The sequence below is a fragment of the Stenotrophomonas sp. STEN018 genome (genome assembly GCF_056760235.1).
In genome coordinates this window covers 1-18869 of record NZ_JBRREK010000005.1, presented here as the reverse complement: position 1 = coordinate 18869, position 18869 = coordinate 1, and the positions used below count along the sequence as shown (strand labels likewise).

At 64.3% G+C, this 18869-nt stretch carries 16 protein-coding genes; 9 read left to right on the top strand and 7 right to left on the bottom strand.

Annotation, left to right across the window (positions count from 1 at the left end; translation table 11 throughout):
* Positions 1-31: 31 nt before the first annotated feature.
* From ACVOMB_RS03205 to ACVOMB_RS03190, 4 genes are all read left to right on the top strand, one after another.
* Positions 32-679, top strand: coding sequence for a methylthioribulose 1-phosphate dehydratase (locus tag ACVOMB_RS03205; RefSeq protein WP_481529848.1), 648 nt, complete (start codon positions 32-34; stop codon positions 677-679).
* Positions 680-707: 28 nt separating this feature from the next.
* Complete coding sequence (locus tag ACVOMB_RS03200; protein WP_481529847.1) at positions 708-1262, top strand: 1,2-dihydroxy-3-keto-5-methylthiopentene dioxygenase; 555 nt, start codon at positions 708-710, stop codon at positions 1260-1262.
* Between the two features lie 150 nt (positions 1263-1412).
* Positions 1413-2111 carry an acireductone synthase gene (gene mtnC / locus ACVOMB_RS03195; protein ID WP_481529846.1) on the top strand — a complete coding sequence of 233 codons (699 nt, stop codon included), beginning with the start codon at positions 1413-1415 and terminating at the stop codon, positions 2109-2111.
* Positions 2112-2257: 146 nt separating this feature from the next.
* Positions 2258-2767 (top strand): MgtC/SapB family protein, encoded by a 510-nt coding sequence (locus ACVOMB_RS03190; RefSeq protein ID WP_481529845.1) that lies wholly within the window; start codon positions 2258-2260, stop codon positions 2765-2767.
* A gap of 152 nt (positions 2768-2919) precedes the next feature.
* Here the strand turns inward: ACVOMB_RS03190 and ACVOMB_RS03185 are convergent, their stop codons facing one another.
* Positions 2920-4077 carry a metallophosphoesterase gene (locus tag ACVOMB_RS03185; protein ID WP_481529844.1) on the bottom strand — a complete coding sequence of 386 codons (1158 nt, stop codon included), beginning with the start codon at positions 4075-4077 and terminating at the stop codon, positions 2920-2922.
* 443 nt (positions 4078-4520) lie between these two features.
* Entirely contained in the window at positions 4521-6338 is a 1818-nt protein-coding gene (locus tag ACVOMB_RS03180; RefSeq protein WP_481529843.1) for a DUF885 domain-containing protein, read from the bottom strand.
* A gap of 219 nt (positions 6339-6557) precedes the next feature.
* Between ACVOMB_RS03180 and ACVOMB_RS03175 the strand changes: the two genes are divergently transcribed.
* On the top strand, positions 6558-7826 hold the full coding sequence (locus tag ACVOMB_RS03175) for an amino acid permease (protein ID WP_481529842.1): 1269 nt from the start codon (positions 6558-6560) through the stop codon (positions 7824-7826).
* A 100-nt stretch (positions 7827-7926) separates the two neighbouring features.
* On the opposite strand, the gene ACVOMB_RS03170 is transcribed toward ACVOMB_RS03175, so the two are convergent.
* From ACVOMB_RS03170 to ACVOMB_RS03150, 5 genes are read right to left on the bottom strand one after another with little or no spacing between them, the layout of a single operon-like run.
* Positions 7927-9423, bottom strand: coding sequence for an efflux transporter outer membrane subunit (locus tag ACVOMB_RS03170; protein WP_481529841.1), 1497 nt, complete (start codon positions 9421-9423; stop codon positions 7927-7929).
* 10 nt (positions 9424-9433) lie between these two features.
* Positions 9434-10549 carry an ABC transporter permease gene (locus ACVOMB_RS03165; RefSeq protein ID WP_481529840.1) on the bottom strand — a complete coding sequence of 372 codons (1116 nt, stop codon included), beginning with the start codon at positions 10547-10549 and terminating at the stop codon, positions 9434-9436.
* 2 nt (positions 10550-10551) lie between these two features.
* Entirely contained in the window at positions 10552-11673 is a 1122-nt protein-coding gene (locus ACVOMB_RS03160) for an ABC transporter permease (protein WP_481529839.1), read from the bottom strand.
* Positions 11673-13433 carry an ATP-binding cassette domain-containing protein gene (locus ACVOMB_RS03155; RefSeq protein ID WP_481529838.1) on the bottom strand — a complete coding sequence of 587 codons (1761 nt, stop codon included), beginning with the start codon at positions 13431-13433 and terminating at the stop codon, positions 11673-11675. The genes ACVOMB_RS03160 and ACVOMB_RS03155 overlap by 1 nt, the downstream gene beginning before the upstream one ends.
* Positions 13433-14431, bottom strand: a complete 999-nt coding sequence (locus tag ACVOMB_RS03150) for an HlyD family secretion protein (protein WP_481529837.1) — start codon at positions 14429-14431, stop codon at positions 13433-13435. Before ACVOMB_RS03150 ends, ACVOMB_RS03155 begins: the two co-directional genes overlap by 1 nt.
* Positions 14432-14541: 110 nt before the next feature.
* Between ACVOMB_RS03150 and ACVOMB_RS03145 the strand changes: the two genes are divergently transcribed.
* The 4 genes from ACVOMB_RS03145 (at position 14542) to ACVOMB_RS03130 (ending at position 18740) form a co-directional block, all read left to right on the top strand.
* Complete coding sequence (locus ACVOMB_RS03145; protein ID WP_481529836.1) at positions 14542-15228, top strand: TetR/AcrR family transcriptional regulator; 687 nt, start codon at positions 14542-14544, stop codon at positions 15226-15228.
* A 150-nt stretch (positions 15229-15378) separates the two neighbouring features.
* Positions 15379-15648: a flagellar biosynthetic protein FliQ gene (locus ACVOMB_RS03140; protein ID WP_481511224.1), complete on the top strand. Its 270-nt coding sequence runs from the start codon at positions 15379-15381 to the stop codon at positions 15646-15648.
* 4 nt (positions 15649-15652) lie between these two features.
* The gene (fliR, locus tag ACVOMB_RS03135; protein WP_481529835.1) at positions 15653-16444 is read left to right on the top strand and encodes a flagellar biosynthetic protein FliR; all 792 of its coding nucleotides are present in this window, start codon (positions 15653-15655) and stop codon (positions 16442-16444) included.
* A 169-nt stretch (positions 16445-16613) separates the two neighbouring features.
* Entirely contained in the window at positions 16614-18740 is a 2127-nt protein-coding gene (locus tag ACVOMB_RS03130) for a putative bifunctional diguanylate cyclase/phosphodiesterase (RefSeq protein ID WP_481529834.1), read from the top strand.
* The last annotated feature ends 129 nt before the right edge of the window (positions 18741-18869 follow it).

The window sequence follows — 18869 nt, the reverse complement described above, 5'->3', positions numbered from 1 at the left end:
ACCTGCGGGCGTTCTTAGTAGAATGGGCCCCATGAACGCGCCTACCGTCCCCTACGACGCCCAGCGACTGAGCGAACTGGCCCAGCTGCTGATCGACAACATCCGTGAGCTGGCCCACGCCGGCTGGACACCTGCCACCAGCAGCAACTTCTCACATCGGCTGGACGACCAGCATGCGGCCATCACCGTGTCCGGCAAGGACAAGGGGCGGCTGATCGAAAGCGACATCATGGTGGTGGATTTCGACGGCAAGGCCGTGGGCCGCCCGCTGCGCCCGTCCGCTGAGACCCAGCTGCACACCCAGCTCTATGCCCGCTTCCCGGAAATCGGCTGCGTGTTGCATACCCATTCGCCGGTGCAGACCATCGCCTCGCGCCTGTACGGCAGCGACGGCCATATCCGCCTGGAGGGCTATGAGCTGCTCAAGGCCCTGCATGGCAACACCACCCACGAAACCGCCGTCGACCTGAAGGTGTTCCCCAACACCCAGGACATGGATGTGCTGGCCGCCCAGGTCGAGGCCGAGCTCGACAAGGGGCCGATGTGGGGCTACCTGATCGACGGCCATGGCCTGTATGCCTGGGGCCGCGACATGGGCGAAGCCCGTCGCCACCTGGAGGCGTTCGAGTTCCTGCTGCATTGCGAACTGGAGCTGCGCCGCCTGCGCGGCCACGCCTGATCCTTCTTTCTACTACGTCGAGTCCCCCATGAGCCGACTGCGCATTTTCAACGAAACCGCCCCGGACGCGCCGCTGTTCGACAGCCGCGACGGCGCCGTCATCGCCGCCGAACTGAACAAGATCGGCGTCACCTTCGAACGTTGGCAGGCCAAGCACCCGGTCACCCCGGGCGCGAGCCAGGAAGAAGTGTTCGCCGCTTACCGCGAGGATATTGATCGCTTGGTCGCCGAGCACGGCTTCAAGAGCGTGGATGTGGCCTCGATCGCCCCGGACAACCCGGCGCGTGCCGAGATCCGCAAGAAGTTCCTCGACGAGCATTACCACAAGGAAGACGAAGTACGTTTCTTCGTCGCCGGCTCAGGCCTGTTCACCCTGCACGTAGGCGACAAGGTCTATGAAGTGGAATGCGTCAAAGACGATCTGATCGCGGTGCCCGACAGCGTCAACCATTGGTTCGACATGGGTGAAGAGCCCAGCTTCGCCGCGATCCGCTTCTTCACCGAGCCGGACGGCTGGGTCGGCCACTTCACCGGCACCGACATCGCCCAGCGCTTCCCGCGCTACGAGCCCAGCGCGGCCTAAGCCGCCGCTGTGCCTTGAGCCCCTGCTCTGCTTGAGCCCCTCTCCCGCAAGCGGGAGAGGGGTTGGGGTGAGGGCAGCTTCCAGCTCTTGCTTCCTATCCTCGCCAACTAAGCATTCGTGCCCCTAGCAGCACCATGCAGGAAGACCAGCATGACCATCAAAGCCATCCTCACCGACATCGAGGGCACCACCTCCAGCATCTCCTTCGTCAAGGAAGTGCTGTTCCCGTATGCCCGCAATGCCCTGCCCGGCTTCGTGCAGGCGCACGGCAATGAACCACAGGTCCGCCAGTGGCTGGACGCGGTCGCCACCGAGATTTCTGCCAGCACCTGTCAGGACGAGGTCATCGTCGAAACCCTGCAGGGCTGGATCGACCAGGACCGCAAGCACACCGCACTCAAGGCGCTGCAGGGCATGCTCTGGGACGTGGGCTACCGCAACGGCGACTACACCGCCCACCTTTACCCGGAAGTGGCCGACGTACTGCGCGGCTGGCACGCCAGCGGCCTGCCGCTCTACGTGTACTCCTCCGGCTCGGTGCCGGCGCAGAAGCTGTTCTTTGGTTTCAGCGACGCAGGTGACTTGAACAGCCTGTTCTCCGGCAACTTCGACACCGAAGTCGGCGGCAAGCGATATGCGCCCAGCTACGCGCATATCGCCAAGGCCATCAACATCGACCCGGCCGAAATCCTGTTCCTGTCCGACGTTGTCGAAGAACTGGATGCTGCACGCGAGGCTGGCCTGCAGACGGTGCTGGTCGACCGCCTCAGCGACTACCCGCAGCCGCGCAGCGGTGAAGCCACCCACGGCCACACCCGGGTAGAACGCTTCGATCAGATCACGCTTTGATCGCCTGAGCTGCAATCCGCAACACGACGGCCCCTCACGGGGCCGTTTTTGTATCCTCGGCATCACCGCCGGTAAAGGAAAACCAACGCACGATCAGTCTTCAAAGCCCGCCCACCGATCACGCCAGCAACGAAGGACGCCATCGTATGAGCATCGCTGCAGAAATCGGCCAGGCACTGGCCGCCGAGTTCGCCATTCCCGATGTCGGCACCCTGACCGTCATCGTCACGCGGCTGGCCACAGCCATCGTGCTCGGTGGCCTGCTCGGCCTGGAGCGGGAGCGCAAAGGACGCGCCGCCGGCCTGAAGACCCACATCCTGGTCTCGGCAGGTTCGGCGCTGTTCGTATTGGCGCCTTTGCAAATGGGCATTTCAGGCGCCGATGTCACCCGGGTGATGCAGGGCATCGTCTCGGGCATCGGCTTCCTCGGCGCTGGCGCCATCCTCAAGCTCGACAGCGAAGAACGCATCCAGGGCCTGACCACGGCGGCCGGCATCTGGATGACGGCCGCCATCGGCATGGCTGCCGGCATGGGCATGGAGATGGTGGCCTTCATCACCACGCTTGCTGCACTGGCGGTCGTGAGCACGCTACCGAAACTGATGCCCGACAAGCGCAGGAATATTGACGGCAGCGAGGCCGACCTCGATACCTGATCAGTCGGCACGACCGCGATGCCAGAGCACGCACATCTCCGCTTCTTGTAGGAGCGGCGTAAGCCGCGAAGCTGGCATTGCTGAACATCAGGGCAGATTTGTCATCTGATGATGCGCAAGCTTCGCGGCTGACGCCGCTCCTACAAATCCGGTTATTCGGCGGGACTGCGCAGTACCAGCACATCGATGCTCGAAGGCACGCCCAGACGTGCGGTGAAGCCGTCCCATTGGCCCACGCCACTGCTGACGAACAAAGCCATCTCTCGCACCCGGTACTCGCCTCGCACATACCCGTGGTTGAAGGGAGCTACCACCCAACGATCGAATCCCAGCATGTGCCCGCCATGGGTGTGACCGGAAATCTGCAGGTCGATCGCGCCGGTCGCGGCGGCCGCGCGCGCCTGCTTGGGCTGGTGGGCCAGCAATATATGGACTTCGCCGCCCCTGCCACCATCCACGACGGCCTGCATGTCCGGCGCCAGGCCACCATGCATGTACGAGCTCGGCTTCAGCGCCGCGAGGTCACCGATACCCGAGACTGCCAGCCTGCGGCCGTTGATGGTCAGCAGTGCAGTCTGGTTCTCCAGCACACCCAGGCCCATCTGCCGGAAGTGCGCCATCCACGCACTGTAGTCGTAGTAATACTCGTGGTTGCCCGGCGCCAACCAGACGCCGTATGGCGCCTTGAGCTGCGCCAGCGGCGCGGCGAAACGACCGCTGTCCTCCAAGCCGCCGTCGGCCATGTCGCCGGGCAACACGATCATGTCGGGTTTGACCGCAAGGGTTGCATCGACGATGCGCTGGGTACGCCAGGTGCGCTTGACCGGGCTGATGTGCAGGTCAGCCAATACCGCCACACGCAGACCGTCCATTTCCTTGGGCAGATGCGGCACGACCAGCTCACGCTCGTGTACCTGCGGTGGCTTGAGGCCGTTGTAGATGCCCAGCGTGGCCAGCAGCACGATCACCAGCGCCGCCCCCTGATTGAAGCCGACGCCGTGCCACAGTGTTGCGATGCGTGCTGCGCGCGGCAGCAAGCGTGACAGCAGCCAGCCAGCTTCGCGCAGCAGCACGAACACCAGTACCAGCATGAACATCACCAGCACCCAACCGAATACCAACTGTATCCAGGCTTCGACCGTGTAGCTGAAGATGTCCAGCCGCCACAAGATGGCGAAGCCCAAGCCGATCAGTGCAAGCAACACACTGATGCCGGTCCGCCACCTGCGCTGCAGCTTGGACAAAGGATGGACCGGCCACCAGAACAGGATGGCCAACAACGGCAGCAGCAGCGATACGATAAAAGTCATCAGCGGTACGCGGTAGGTAAACGACGAACGCCCGCGACCAGACCGCCAGCGGACTCAAAAGATTGCCGTGCACTGTGGCACAGCAAGATGGCGGACCGAGCGCCTACAGCTGGAACACTACGTAGCCCGACTGTAGAGCCGAGCCAGGCTCGGCTGGGGCTTTGCCGGCAATGTCGTTGTAGCCCGCGATCAACTGATTGCGGGCCATTCTGCCGTTTCATTGTTGCCAGCTTCGCGGCTGACGCCACTCCTACAAGCAATTCCTGTAGAGCCGAGCCATGCTCGGCTGAAGCTTTACCGGTGAAGCCCCTTGCCGAGCATGGCTCGGCACTACGCTCTTGCCCCCTCCCTTTGGCCAACGGCCAAGGGGAGGGTTGGGGAGGGGTTAGCTTTAATGCCCCTTGCCGAGCATGGCTCGGCACTACCTGTAGGCGGCTTGCCGCTTACTTGGACTTTTCGGCGATCCAGGCGTTGACCTTCTCGTCGAGGACGTCCAGCGGCACCGAGCCGTCCTTCAGCACTTCGGCATGGAACTCACGGATGTCGAACTTGGCACCCAGCTTGTCCTGCGCGCGCTTGCGCAGTTCCTGGATCTTCAGTTCGCCGGTCTTGTAGGCCAGCGCCTGACCCGGCCATGCGATGTAACGCTCGGCTTCGGCAACCGCATCAGGTTCGCTCACCGAGGAATTGGCGAACATGTAATCCAGCACCTGCTGGCGGGTCCAGCCCTTGGAATGCAGGCCGGTGTCCACCACCAGGCGCACTGCGCGCCACAGCTCGCCCTGCAGGCGGCCGAAGTAGCTGTACGGATCGGTGTAGACGCCTAGGTCCTTGCCCAGGCTTTCGGCATACAGGCCCCAACCCTCGATGAAGGCGGTCTCGCCACCGAAGCGACGGAACGCCGGCACACCCTTCAGTTCCTGCTGCAACGCCAGCTGGAAGTGGTGGCCCGGGATGGCTTCGTGCAGGAACAGGTCTTCAGCGTCCCAGGTCTTGCGCGTCGGCAAGTCATAGGTGTTGACGTAGAAGATGCCCGGACGGCTGCCGTCTTCGCTGGGCTGCATGTACTCGCCGCCGGCAGCCGACTTGGCGCGGAACGCCTCGATCGGACGGATCTCGAAACCAGCCTTCGGGGTCAGCGAGAACAGCTTGGGCACATTGGCATTGATCTTGGCCTCAAGCCCGCGGTAATGCTCCAGCAGTTCCGGCTCGGACTTGAACTCGAACTGCTTGTCCTTCTGCATGAAGGTGAAGAACTCCTGCAGCGAGCCCTTGAAGCCCACTTCGGTCATCACCGTCTGGATTTCAGCGTGGATGCGCGCCACTTCCTTCAGGCCGATCTCGTGGATCTGCTCCGGAGTCTGTGCAGTGGTGGTGCTCTGCTTGGCGTTGAAGGCGTACCACGCCTTGCCATCCGGCAACGAGTCCAGACCAACCGTGTCGCGGGTCGCCGGCAGGTATTCGTTGGCGATGAAATCGCGCTGCTGCTTGATCGCCGGCATCAGCTTGTCGTTGATCACGCTGCGGAAGGCTTCAGTCAGGCGATCCTTGTCGGCCTGCGAGAAATCGGCCGGCAGCAACTTGATCGGCCCCCAGAACTGGCTGTCCTCGGCCTTGGCGGTGATGATCTCGTCGAACTGCGGCACGACCTTTTCCATCAGCACGCGCGGCTGCACCACGCCGGCCTTCATGCCTTCACGCATATTGGCGTTTTCGGTCGCCAGCAGCACCGGCATGCGCGCGGCACGCGCCAGCCAGTTGTCGTAATCCTTGACCGTCTTGAACGGCTGCGCCACCTGGCCCGAACCCAGCATCACTGCATAGCTGACGGTGGAGCCCATCTGGTTGACCGGCATCATCCAAGTCGGAAACTTCTCCCCTTCCAGCGACTGCTTCTGCTCTTCAACGAAGATCCGGTAGCTGAGCTGATCCTGGCCGGCCAGGCCGGCATCGCCGATCTTCTCGGCCTTGCCCAGCCATTCCTGGGTGAAGTCGTGGCTCTGCTTGCGGAACTCGGCAGAGCCGAAGTCCGGCAGCTGGTCGTTGTAACGGTTGTCGCCCTGGAAGGTGGCCTGCAGCGGATTCAGCTTGAGCACGCCTTCCCAATAGTCGGCGTACAGCTGGTTCAGCTGCGCGGCCTTGTCGGCCTGCGGTGCCTGCGCGCTGCTGTCGCCAGCGGCTGGCTGCGATGACGGCGAACAGGCGGCCAGCACGGTGGCCAGGGAAAACGAGACGGCTAGCGCCAGCGGTCGAACGGTCATCGGGGGTTTCCAGCACAGGGAACAAGGCCACCAGCGTCTGCGCTACTGTGGCCCTGCTGGAAGGGCCAAAGGTCATTACCGTCAGGTTTCAGATCGCGGTCTGGCCTGCAAACCGTCATAATCCGTCCCCTGCTGCGGTCGCCACCGGCGTCTGCCAACCTTATTCACGCTCTCCCGGGCCTTCCGTACCCGGCGCGAGCCTTTGCCGTTGCTGTATTTATGACTACTTCGCGTCGCCCGCTGGGCTTCTGGTCCGCCACCGCCCTGGTTGTGGGCAGCATGATCGGCTCGGGCACCTTCCTGTTGCCAGCCACCCTCGCCCCCTATGGAGCGGCCACCCTGATCGGCTGGGGCATCACCTTGTGCGGTGCGTTGCTGCTTGCGGTGACCTTTGCCCAGCTGGCCAAGCGCTGGCCGCAGACCGGCGGCCCCTACGTGTTCGCCCGCAACGCCTTTGGCGAGCTGCCCGGCTTTCTGGTCGCCTGGAGCTACTGGATCTCAATGTGGTGTGCGATTGCCGCGATCGCGGTGGCCTTCGCCGGCAGCATCGGCGCCATCTTCCCGGCTCTGACCGCGACCCCGGTGCGCGCTGCGGCCTGCGGCCTGGTCGCGCTGTGGCTGTGTGCAGGCGTCAACCTGATCGGTGTGCGCGAAGCCGGACGCCTGCAGCTGGCAACCACCGTACTGAAAGTAGTACCGCTGCTGATGTTCGGCCTGGTCGCGCTGTGGCTGGTGGATACCAGCCACTACGTACCGTTCAACCCCTCCGGCGAATCGTTGGGCAGCGTGGCTGCCGCTACCGTGGCGCTGACCCTGTGGGCGATGATCGGCCTGGAGGCCGCCACGGTCCCGGCCGAGTCCGTCGATGACGCACCGCGCACGGTCGCCCGTGCCACCGTCGCCGGCACCGCGATCGCAGGTATCGCAACCGTGCTCGCCTGCACCACGGTGCTGGGCCTGCTTCCGGCTGATGTGCTGGCCAGCTCCAGCGCACCGATGGCCGATGCCGCCGCCGCATTGTGGGGGCCGACCGCCGGCATGCTGCTGGCCGTGGTGATGGCCATCTCCTGCGTCGGTGCGCTCAATGGCTGGACGCTGCTGGCAGCACAGCTGCCGATGGCGGCAGCTCGAGATGGCGTGCTGCCGCGCGCCTTCGCCTATGAGAACAAGCGCGGTGCGCCAGTGTTCGGTGTCATCGTCAGCTGTCTGCTGGCCACCGTGCTGGTGATCTGCAACTACAACCGCTCGCTGGTGGACCTGTTCAAGTTCTCGGTGCTGCTGTCCACCGCGGCCACCCTGCTGCCCTATCTGGCCGGTGCCGCCGCCTGGCTGTGGCGTGGCGCAGGCATCCCCTCGCGCATCGCCGCTGCTGGCGCATTGGTCTTCAGCCTGTACGCGATTGCAGGCATCGGCAGCGAGGCCCTGTTGTGGGGCGTGGCGCTGATCATCGCGGGACTGCCGATCTACTTCTGGCTGCGTCGGCGCTGATCAGTGCAGCCCAGAACCCGCTGCACACTGTGGCGGGTTTTCAATCTGCAGCACAGAGCCAACGCCCTTTCGTTCTGTCACCGTTCTCGTCCGCCGCCAGTCACTCGCTTGCGGGCAGAACATTGCCTAAAGCCTTGTTGATGGCAATGAACTGGCTACGCAGCAGTGCCTCGCAATCAACTAGGTCACGTCGCGTCTGCAGATAGCTTCTACGTGCATCGAGCACGGCCAGGAAGTCGACCAGCCCCGCGTCATATCGTGCCTGGGCGATCTTGTAAGCATCCAGTGTCGCCTGCTCACGCTCGCGTAGCTGCACGCGCTGTTGCTGCGCCGCGGCGTAGCCGTTCAAGGCATTGTCGATTTCCTGCCAGGCCTGCAGCACCGTCTTCTGGTAGGCCACGGCAGCTTCTTGTTGTTCCAGCTCACGCAGCTGCACCACACTCTTGCGCCGACCGTGATCGAACAGGGGCAGGTTCAGCACCGGGCCGATCGACCAGGTGCGGCTGCCCCAGTCCGAGAACTCACCGGACAGATACGACTCGTAACCGAATTTGCCACCGAGGCGGATGCTGGGATACAGATCGGCCTGTGCAACGCCGATGCTGGCCGTCGCCTGCTGCAGGCGTGCCTGCGCGGCGCGGATATCCGGGCGTCGCTGCGCCACTTCCGATGGCAGGCCCAGCGACAGATCCGGCAGCGCGTCGCTGACAGCAGCCACAGGCATTGCGAGCAGGGTTCGCAGTGCGCCGGGGCGCTCGCCGAGCAATAGCGCGAGTTGGTTGCCGCTGCTGGCCTCCTCGGCCAGCAAACCGGGCAAACGCGCGCGGACAGCAGCAAGATCGGCCTGCTGTCGATCCAGATCCAGATGGTCCTGCAGGCCGCCGTCCACCCGCGCCTGCAGCAGCGCCAAACGTTCTTCCAATGCAGCAATATCCTCGCGAGCCAGTTCGATCTGGCGTTGTGCGGCGCGAAACTGCACGTAGCTGCGCGCCACTTCGCTGCTGACGCTCAGCCTGGCCAGATCCAACAAGGCTGCCTGTTGCGCCACACCGGCATCGGCCGCCTCGATCGAACGCCGCACCCTGCCCCATAGATCCAGTTCCCAGGACGCATCGAAACCGGCCTGATACAGATTGAACGGTTCTGCCAGCAGCTGCTTCAGCGCGTCACTGTCATTGCTGAGAATATCGAGCATGCGGGTACCGGCGCCGTTCTCGCTTTGGCGCTGGCGATTGACGCCCGCCGAGGCAGTAACATCGACGCCGCGCTGTGCGGCAACAGTGCGCCGCTGCGCGCGCGCCTGGGCGAAGTGCAGAGCAGCCGTGCGCAGGTCCGGACTCGCCTGCAAGGCACGCCGTTGTAGTTCATCCAGGGTCGGGTCGGACAGCTGCGCCCACCACTCCGGCTGCAGCGCCTGCGTATTGGCTTCGGCATTTAGTGACGCGTCACCGCCACGCCACTGGCTCCAGTCTGCCGGGGCCGGCGCCTCCGGGCGCACGAAGTCCGGCCCGACCGCGCAACCGCCCAGCATCAGGCCGACAGCAAGCGGCGAGAGCAGCAGCGACGCGTTCAATAGTGAGCGTAATTGCGGGAACATGGATCGCGTCCTAGGTAAGCCGGTTACGGAACAACCACGCCGCCAACGGCAAGGTAATCGCCGCCACCGCCAGCATGGGGATGAAGTTGAAGCCCACTTCCTGCAGGCCGGCGCCTTCCAGATAAACCCGGCGCACCAGATCGATGCCAAATCGCAGCGGATTGGCGTAAGTCGCCAGCTGCAACGCCTTGGGCATGTTGGCTACCGGCGTCATCAAGCCCGACAGCAGCATCAACGGCATGATCAACAGGAAGGTGTAGAGCATCGCCTGCTGCATGTTGGCTGCCACTGCCGAGATCGACAGGCCGATGCCCACCGACGCCACGGTGAACACCGCCAACGCCAGATACAGCACCCCCATCGAGCCGGCCATTGGAATCTGGAACCAGAAGCGGATGATCAGCAGGATGATGGTGGACTGCACCAAGCCCACCAGAATCGACGGCAAGGCCTTGCCAATCAGGATCTGCATCGGCGTCAGCGGCGTGACCAGCAACTGATCGAAGGTGCCCTGCTCACGTTCGCGCGCGACCGACAGCGCCGCGATCAGCAAGGTCTGCAACATGCTCAGGGCGGCGATCAGCGCTGGCATCAGCTGCCAGCGCGATTCCAGATTGGGGTTGTACCAGCTGCGGGTGACCAGCTGCACCGCCTGGCCACCGGCAGCGCGCGTCTGATTGAAGTCGGCAACGATGGAACCAATGTAACCGGCAGCGGCACCCGCGGTTGTCGAATTGCGACCGTCCATGATCAACTGCAGCGGCGCGCCCTGCTTGGATGCGAGCCGTTGTTCAAAATCAGCCGGGATGCTGATCACCAGCAACGCTTCATTGGCGTCGATCAAGCCTGCAATCTGCCTCGACGAATCCAGCGTGGCGACACGCTCGAACATGCCCGCGCCGTCCACCCGCGACAGCAACTCGCTCGATGCCTGTCCGCCACTGAGGTCCAGCACTGCATATGGCACGTGGCGCAGATCGAAGGTCGCGCCGTAGCCAAACAACAGCGCCTGCATCAGCGCCGGCATGAACAGCATGGCGCGGCTGGAGGGTTCCTTCAGCAGGGTGATCAGCTCCTTCCTGCACAGGAAGGCGATACGCCTGAAATAGATGGCAATGGCTTCCATGCTTACACCAGCCTCTTGCGCAGTTTATAGCGGGTGCCGGCAAACAGCAGCAACGCATACAGCAGCAGGATGGCCGACTTCTGCAGGAACAACGGCCAGTTGTCACCGGTGAGGAACAGCGACTTGATCAAGCCCATGAAGTGGGTGGCAGGCAACAGCTGGCTGATGACCTGTACCGCCGCCGGCATGTTGCGCAAGTCGAATACGAAACCGGACAGCATCATCGCCGGCATGAAACTGGTCAGCAGTGCCACCTGGCTGGCCTGGAACTGGTTGCGGGTCACCGCCGATATGAACAGGCCCAGCAACAGCGACACAGTCAGGTAAAGCAGCGAGCTGATCACGATCGCCAGCAGCGAACCGCGCATCGGCACCTCGAACAGGAAACGCGCAGTCAGCAGGCATATCGCCAGGTTGATCGCGCCGATACCGAGATACGGCAGCAGCTTGGCCAGCACCAGTTCGGTCGGCCGCACCGGCGTCACGAACAGTGCTTCCAAGGTGCCGCGCTCCCACTCGCGCGCAACCAGCAGCGAGGTCAGGAAGGCACCGATCAAGGTCATCACCAGTACGATCAGGCCCGGCACCAGATACCAGGTGCTGGTGCTTGCCTCGTTGAACCACATGCGCTGGATCACATTGACGCCGCCGCCCGCACTGCTGCCGCCTTGTCGATCAAAAGTGGTTTGCAGCTGCGTCGCCAAGGCGCCGCCCACATAGGCTTCCAGCGTACGCGCGGTATTGGCATCCACGCCGTTGAGGATCAGCTGCACCTGCGCATTGCCATCCGCCATGCGCCGGCTGAAATCCACCGGCACATGCACGATGCCGCCGACCTTGCCTTGCCGCATCAAGTCCACCGCGGCAGCCATGTCACCGACTTGCACCGGCGCCAGATACGGCGAGCCCTGCAGCCCTGCGACCAGCGACTGCGTGGTCGGCGAGCGCTCATCCAGCACCACCGCAACCGGTGCGTGGCTGACATCGAACGACAGCCCGTAACCGAACAGCAGGATCAAAGCCGCCGGCAACAACAGTCCCACCGCAAGGCTGCTGCGCTCGCGCAGCATCTGCCGGGTCTCCTTGCGCACCAGCGCCCACAACCGCGAGGTGAAGCCGGACATCACGCGGCCCTGCCGGCGGCAGCGGCACTGCGCTGGGCGCGGCCCTGCTCGACAATGCCAATGAAGGCGGCATTCATATCGATACCACCAGCGCCGGCCAGCTCACGCACCTGCTGCGGCGTTCCCAAGGCAAGCAGTTCACCTGCGTCCTGGATGGCGATGCGGTCGCAGTACTCGGCCTCCTCCATGAAGTGGGTGGTGACGATGATGGTCACGCCCTGCTGCGCCAGCCCGGTGATGGTGCGCCAGAACGCACGCCGCGCCAGCGGATCGATGCCGCTGGTCGGTTCATCCAGGAACAGGATTTCCGGTGCATGCAGCAAGCCGACTGCCATCGCCAGACGCTGCTTGTAACCGGCCGGCAGCTCGCCGCTGCGAGCGTCGCCCTGCAGGTCGAAGCGGGCAATGGCGTCGGCTACGCGCTGGCGCAGCTGCGCGCCGCCCAGACCGTAGGCGCCGCCGAAAAACTCCAGGTTCTCGCGTACCGTGAGGTTGGCGTAGAGGGCGAATTTCTGTGAGACATTGCCAATACGTGCGCGCGCCTGGGCACGGGCGCTGCGCAGATTCAGACCGGCTACTTCCAGATGCCCGCTGCTGGCGGGAAGCAGCCCACAGAGCATGCGGAAGGTAGTGGTCTTGCCAGCGCCGTTGGGGCCGAGCAGCCCGAAGATCTCGCCACGATGCACATCGAAACTGGTGCTCGCCACCGCGGTGAAGTCACCGAAACGACGCACCAGATCGCGCACCACGATGACCGGCGCATCATCCTGCGGGATCGTTATCGGTGCGACCTCCGCCACCGGCAGCGACGCGGGCGATTCCTGCGCGCGCAGCAGCATCATGAAGGCATCTTCCAACTCAGCTGGGCGCGGGCTGGGCAATTGATCCTGCAGCAGCCCAGCGATATCCGCCGGCGTTGCCGAGGGCTGCAGGATGAAACGTACCGAGCCGGCACGCGGCACCGCATCCAGCACGTGGCGGCTATCGTCGATCAGCTGCGCCTGCAGGTCACGCGGCTGCAACGGCGGCGCTGGCGCTACCGTCCAGGTCAGGCCCTGCGCCTTGCCGGTCAGCGCGGCTGGATTGCCCTGCGCCAGCAAACGCCCTTGATGCAGCACGAAGATCTGCTCGCAGCGTTCGGCCTCATCCATATAAGCGGTGCTGACCAGCACGCTGAGCTGTTCCTCCTGCACCAGCTGCTGGATGATCTTCCACAGTTCGCGCCGCGACAGTGGGTCCACACCGACACTTGGCTCATCCAGCAGCAACAGCTCCGGCGAACGCACCAGGGTGCAGGCCAGGCCCAGCTTCTGCTTCATGCCGCCGGACAATTTGCCGGCCGGGCGCTGTTTGAACGCGGCCAGATCGGTCATCTGCAGCAGCCGCTCGAAGCGCGCATGGCGCTCGGCCAGCGGCACGCCATGCAGGTCTGCATACAGATCCAGGTTCTCCTGCACGCTCAGGTCTTCATACAGGCCAAAGCGCTGCGGCATGTAGCTGATACGGTCCTGTACCTGCTGTGGCTTCCTTGCTACGTCATAGCCCAGCACCTGCAGCTGGCCAGCATCAGCCGGCAGCAGGCCAGCAACCATGCGCAAAAAGGTGGTCTTGCCTGCACCATCCGGTCCAACCAACGCGGTCAGCTCGCCCTTGCGCACGCTCAGGGAAATCCCGGCCAGTGCCTCTACCTGCCCGACACCGGCCGCCGGGAAACACTTGCGCAGGTCGACCGCAACAACCGTGGCAGCGGCCGCTTCCATCAGCGCGTCGCCTCCTGCAGCCGGACGCTCACAGGCTGGCCCAGCCGCAACTGATCCTGCGGATCGTCAACCACCACGCGTACCTCGTAAACCAGACTGGTGCGCAGCTCCTCGGTCTGTACCGACTTCGGCGTGAACTCGGCTACGGACGAGATAAAACCGACCTTGCCCGCCACCGGTTTGTCGGGATGGCTGTCACTGGTCACCTGTGCGGCTTGCCCGCTGCGGATGCGGCCCAGTTCGGTCTCGCTGGCAAATACCCGCACCCACTTGGGCTGGGTCAGCGCCAATGCAAACGCCGCCCGTTGCGGACTTGCCATGTCGCCGACTTCCACCAGCCGCGAGCGCACCACCGCTGCCACCGGTGCGGTGAGCTGACCTTGCGCAATCTGGTGTTGCAGCAAAGCGAGCTGCGCATCGGCTGCCTGCAACTGCGCTTCGGCTGCCGCAATGTCTTCCTTGCGCGGCCCCTGCTGCACCAGCGCCAACGCCTGTTGTTGCAGTTCAACCGTCGCTGCCGCCACCTTCGCCACACTGCGTGCGCGGTCCATCTCCTGCGCGCTTACGCCGCGCCCGTCGGTGGCGCTGGCCACGCCCTGCAGCCGCTGCAGGTCCTGCGCTGCGCGTGCTGCATCGGCCTGCGCCGCAGCCAATTGACTCCTGGCCTGCACGACTTCCTGTGGCCGCGCGCCGTTGTGCAGTCGTGCCACAGTCTGCCGCTGGGTCTCAATCTGTGCCTTGGCTTGATCGGCCTGCAGCTGCAGGGTGCGGGTATCAAGCGTGGCCAACACATCGCCGGCCTTGACCTTGTCCCCTTCGTCCACCCGTACTTGCTGCACTCGTCCACTGCCATCGAAGGCGAGTGACACCTGGCGGATGTCCACATTGCCCTGCAACTGCAGCGCATCACCTGCCGGTTTATCTCTGCTGCTCCACCACCACAGCAGCGCGCTCAGCACCACAACAGCGGCCACCACGACAAGGACGGACTTCTTCATCAGGATGCTTCCGCAAGCAGGACTGGATCTGCCGAACAGCCTAGTTCAAATTAAATTTAATTTAAAGTAGAGCCGATCGGGACGATGAAGCAGGCTAAACTTGCCACGCAATGAGCATCCAGAAAACCACCCTGCGCGGTCCACGTACCGATGGCGAGGCTACCCGCGCCCGCCTGCTGGAGGCGGCCGGCCAGCTGTTCTCGCAACAGGGCTTCGCCGAAACCACCAGCAAGGCCGTCGCCCAGGCCGCCGCTGCCGACCTGGCCTCCATCAATTACCACTTCGGCAGCCGCAACGGTCTGTACCAGGCGGTGCTGCTGGAAGCGCACCGGCAGCTGCTCGATCTTGACGACCTGCAGCGCATTGCCGGCAGCGCGCTGAGCGCGGAGCAGCGCCTGTACGAACTGCTGGCCGGCCTGGTCCAGCGCGCGCAGCAACCCGAGGCCTGGGCGCCGCGCGTGTTGGCACGCGAACTGCTGGCACCCTCCTCACACCTGCAGGTGCTGATGGAAGAAGCGGTTCCGCCAAAGATGATGGCGGTGGCGCAGATCCTCAGTGAGATATCCGGCATCCCGGCCAACGAGCCCGCCTTGTTGCGCTGCCTGCTCAGCGTCGCCGCGCCGTGCATGATGCTGATCGTGATCGGGCGCGGCGTGCCGGGCCCGTTGCAGGCAGTGGTGCAAGGCCCGTCGCAGGCATTGCTGGCGCATCTGCATCGGTTTGCGATTGCGGGGCTGCAAGCGGTTGGTGAGGATTACCGCAGCAAGCCAGGACAGGCAGTTGTAGGAGCGGCATAAGCCGCGAAGCCAGGATTGTTTGGCCGTTGATACAGATTCGATCTCGTCGACCATGAGCTTCGCGGCTTACGCCGCTCCTACAAGCGCCCCCGACCGTCCGCCAGAAACCCGCCGCCAACACTCTGGCACCGCTCTTGCATCTGCCCTGGCATGAGTCCCGAACTTGCCCTTACCGAACTCCGCGGCGGCCTGGTTGCCACCTTGTGGATCGCCGGCCCGCTGCTGCTAGTCGTACTGGTCGTCGGTGTGGTGATCGGCGTGATCCAGGCTGCCACCCAGATCAACGAGCCCACCATCGCCTTTGTCGCCAAGGCCGCCGCACTGACCGCGGCACTGTTTGCGCTGGGCAGCCTGCTGCTTGGGCATCTGGTCGAGTTCACCATCCTGTTGTTCCAGCGCATCCCGCATCTGATCGGCTAGCGTCGTGGATTCGGTCACCCAGACAGTCATCGACGGCCAGCAGGCTTTTGCCATCATCGGCAATACCCTGTGGATCATGCTGCGTATCGGCGCGATGCTGATGGCCATGCCGATGGTCGGTACCCGCGCGGTGCCGGCGCGGGTACGCGCACTGCTGGCGGTCGCCCTGTCGGTGGCGCTTGCGCCCGTCTTGCCTCCGGTGCCGATCTTCAACGGCTTTGACTCGATGACCGTGCTCAGCATCCTGCGCGAAGTAGCCGTGGGGGTCAGCATCGGCTTCCTGCTGCGGCTGATCTTCGAAGCCGGCGCCATGGCCGGCGAAATGATCGCGCAGAGCACCGGCCTGGCCTTCGCGCAGATGGCCGACCCGATGCGCGGCGGCAGCTCAGGCGTGATCGGGCAATGGTTTTACCTGATGTTCGGCCTGCTGTTTTTCACAAGCAATGGCCACCTGGCGCTGATCTCGCTGCTGGTGGACAGCTACAAGGCACTGCCCATCGGCACCGCCCTGCCCGATCCGCACGCGGTCGCAGCCTTGGTACCGACCTTGGCCCTGCAGATTTTCCGTGGTGCTCTGTCACTGGCACTGCCGCTGGTAGTGGCGATGCTGGCAATCAACCTGGCCTTTGGTGTCCTTGCCCGCGCGGCGCCGGCGCTCAACCCCATGCAGCTCGGCCTGCCGGTTGCACTGCTGCTCGGCCTGTCCCTGCTTACCTTGCTGGCTGGGGAAATGGGCCCACCGGTACAGCGCCTGTTCGACACCGCCTTTGATACGGCGCGGCAAGTAACAATGTGACGCCCTACACAGCTCACGTTTTTCGATTTCACATTGCCTGAAGGCCCCCTTGCCGGTTCCCCTATACCGGTGGATAGTCCGGGTACAGCACGGACCGCAGGGGAATGCGGAACCAGGTACGACATCTCGCTTCCGCGACCGCGGCGCGACAACCTTAGGGAGAGGTTTGATGCTCGTTGGCAGCTACAACCCGTTGTTTGTCGTGCTGTCGATCCTGGTGGCGATCCTGGCCTCGTTCACGGCCTTGGATATGGCCTCAAGGGTTTCCGCCTCGCAACCACGTCGCGCTGCAGCTCGCTGGCTGTTGGCCGGTGGCGTGGCCATGGGTGCCGGTATCTGGTCGATGCACTTTGTCGGCATGCTGGCGTTCCGCCTGCCGATACCGCTGGGCTACGACCTGTGGCTGACCGTGGAGTCGCTACTGGTTGCGGTTGCCGCCTCGATTTTCGCGCTATGGCTGGTCTCGCGGCCCACCCTGCCGCACCTGCGCTTGGCACTGGGCGCACTGCTGATGGGCCTGGGCATCGCCTGGATGCACTACGTCGGCATGTCGGCGCTGAAGATGAACCCCGGCATCGACTACGACCGAGTCTGGTTTGTGCTTTCGATCGTGATTGCGGTTGGCGCTTCGTGGAGTGCGCTATACATCGCTTTCCGCCTGCGCACCGTCGAACACGCTTTGCCACCGCGGTTGATCGCCGCAGCGGTAATGGGCCTGGCCATCGTCGGCATGCACTACACCGGCATGGCAGCGGCACGCTTCCCGGCCAACTCCGTTTGCACAGCGGCCACCACTGGCGGCGTTCCCACCGAATGGCTGGCCGCCTGCGTGGTGCTGCTGACCGTCGGCGTGATGGGCGTGGTATTGACCATTTCCCTGTTCGAGCAACGCATGCAGGCGCGCTTGCTGCATCTGCGCAATTCCATGCTGTCGGCCTCGCTGGACGATGCCCGCAAGGAGTTGTTCCATGCCAGCCAGCACGACTCGCTGACCCGGCTGCCAAACCGCCAGCTTTCGCATGAGCGCATCGAACAACTGCTGCAGGGCGGCCAGCCGTTCGCAGTGATGTCCATCGACCTGGATGGATTCCGCCATATCAATGGCGCGTTCGGCTCGCAGACTGGCGATGCTGCCCTGGTCGATATCGGCGAACGCCTGCGCCAGCTACTGCCAGCCGATGACCTGGTCGGCCGGCTCGGTGGCGATCAGTTCGTGATCGCCTGCCAGCTCAGGCAGAGCGAAGAACTCGACTCGCTGGCAGACCGCATCATTCTGGCAGTCAATTCGGTACGGGTAAGCGGACGCGAACTGCGCATCACCGCCAGCCTGGGTATTGCCCAGTATCCGCAGACTGGCACCTCCACCACCGCCGCGCAGCTGATTGCCATGGCCGAGACCGCCATGGCCTATGCCAGGCAGTCCGGGCGCAACACCCATGCGGTGTTCGCTGACTGGATGAACGACAACGTCGAGCAGGACCGGCGCCTGCTGGAAGACCTGCGCAAGGCCTTGGGCACGCCGCAGCTGTCGCTGCATTACCAACCGCGTGTGCACGCCGACAGCGGCCGCATCAGCGGTGCCGAGGCGTTGATCCGCTGGCGCCACCCCGAGCACGGCTACGTCCCTGCTGAACGCATCATCCGCCTGACCGAGCAAAGTGGGCTGATGGATGTAATCGGCAACTGGGTGCTGGACGAGGCCTGCCGGCAGATGCGCAGCTGGCAGGATGCCGGCAACGCCGACTGGCGGGTAGCGGTAAATCTGTCAGGGCGCCAGCTGGGCTCACCCAAATTGATTGAAGACGTGCGTGCCGCATTGGAGCGCAACGACCTTGAGCCTTCACGCCTGATTCTGGAAATCAGCGAAGGCGCAGTGATGCGCGACACCGACAATTCCATTTCGGTATTGCGCAGCCTTGCCGCGTTGGGCGTGGGCATATCAATCGACGACTTCGGCATCGGGGTGTCCAGCCTGCTGCACCTGAAGCGGCTGCCCGCCACCGAGATCAAGATCGACCGCGCCTTCGTGCTGGCGCTGGAAGAAAGCGACGAGGACGTGGTGATTGTCTCGGCGATCGTCGCACTGGGTCACGCGCTGAACATGGAGATCGTCGCCGAAGGTATCGAGACCCAGGGGCAGCGTTCGTACGTGGAACGGCTGGGCTGCGATCATCTGCAGGGCTACCTGCTGGGCCGCCCGGTGAACGCGGAGAACTTCATGCGCCTGCACGGCGGCGACGCTCAGCATGCGGCCTTGGAAGCACGGCTGGCCTCGTTCCAGCCCAGCCCGGAATAACGGATTCCCTGTAGTGGGGGGGGGGGGGGGGGGGGGGGGGGGGGGGGGGGGGGGGGGGGGGGGGGGGGGGGGGGGGGGGGCGGGGGGCGCGGGGGGCGGCGGCGGGGGGGGGCCGGGGGGCGGGCGGGG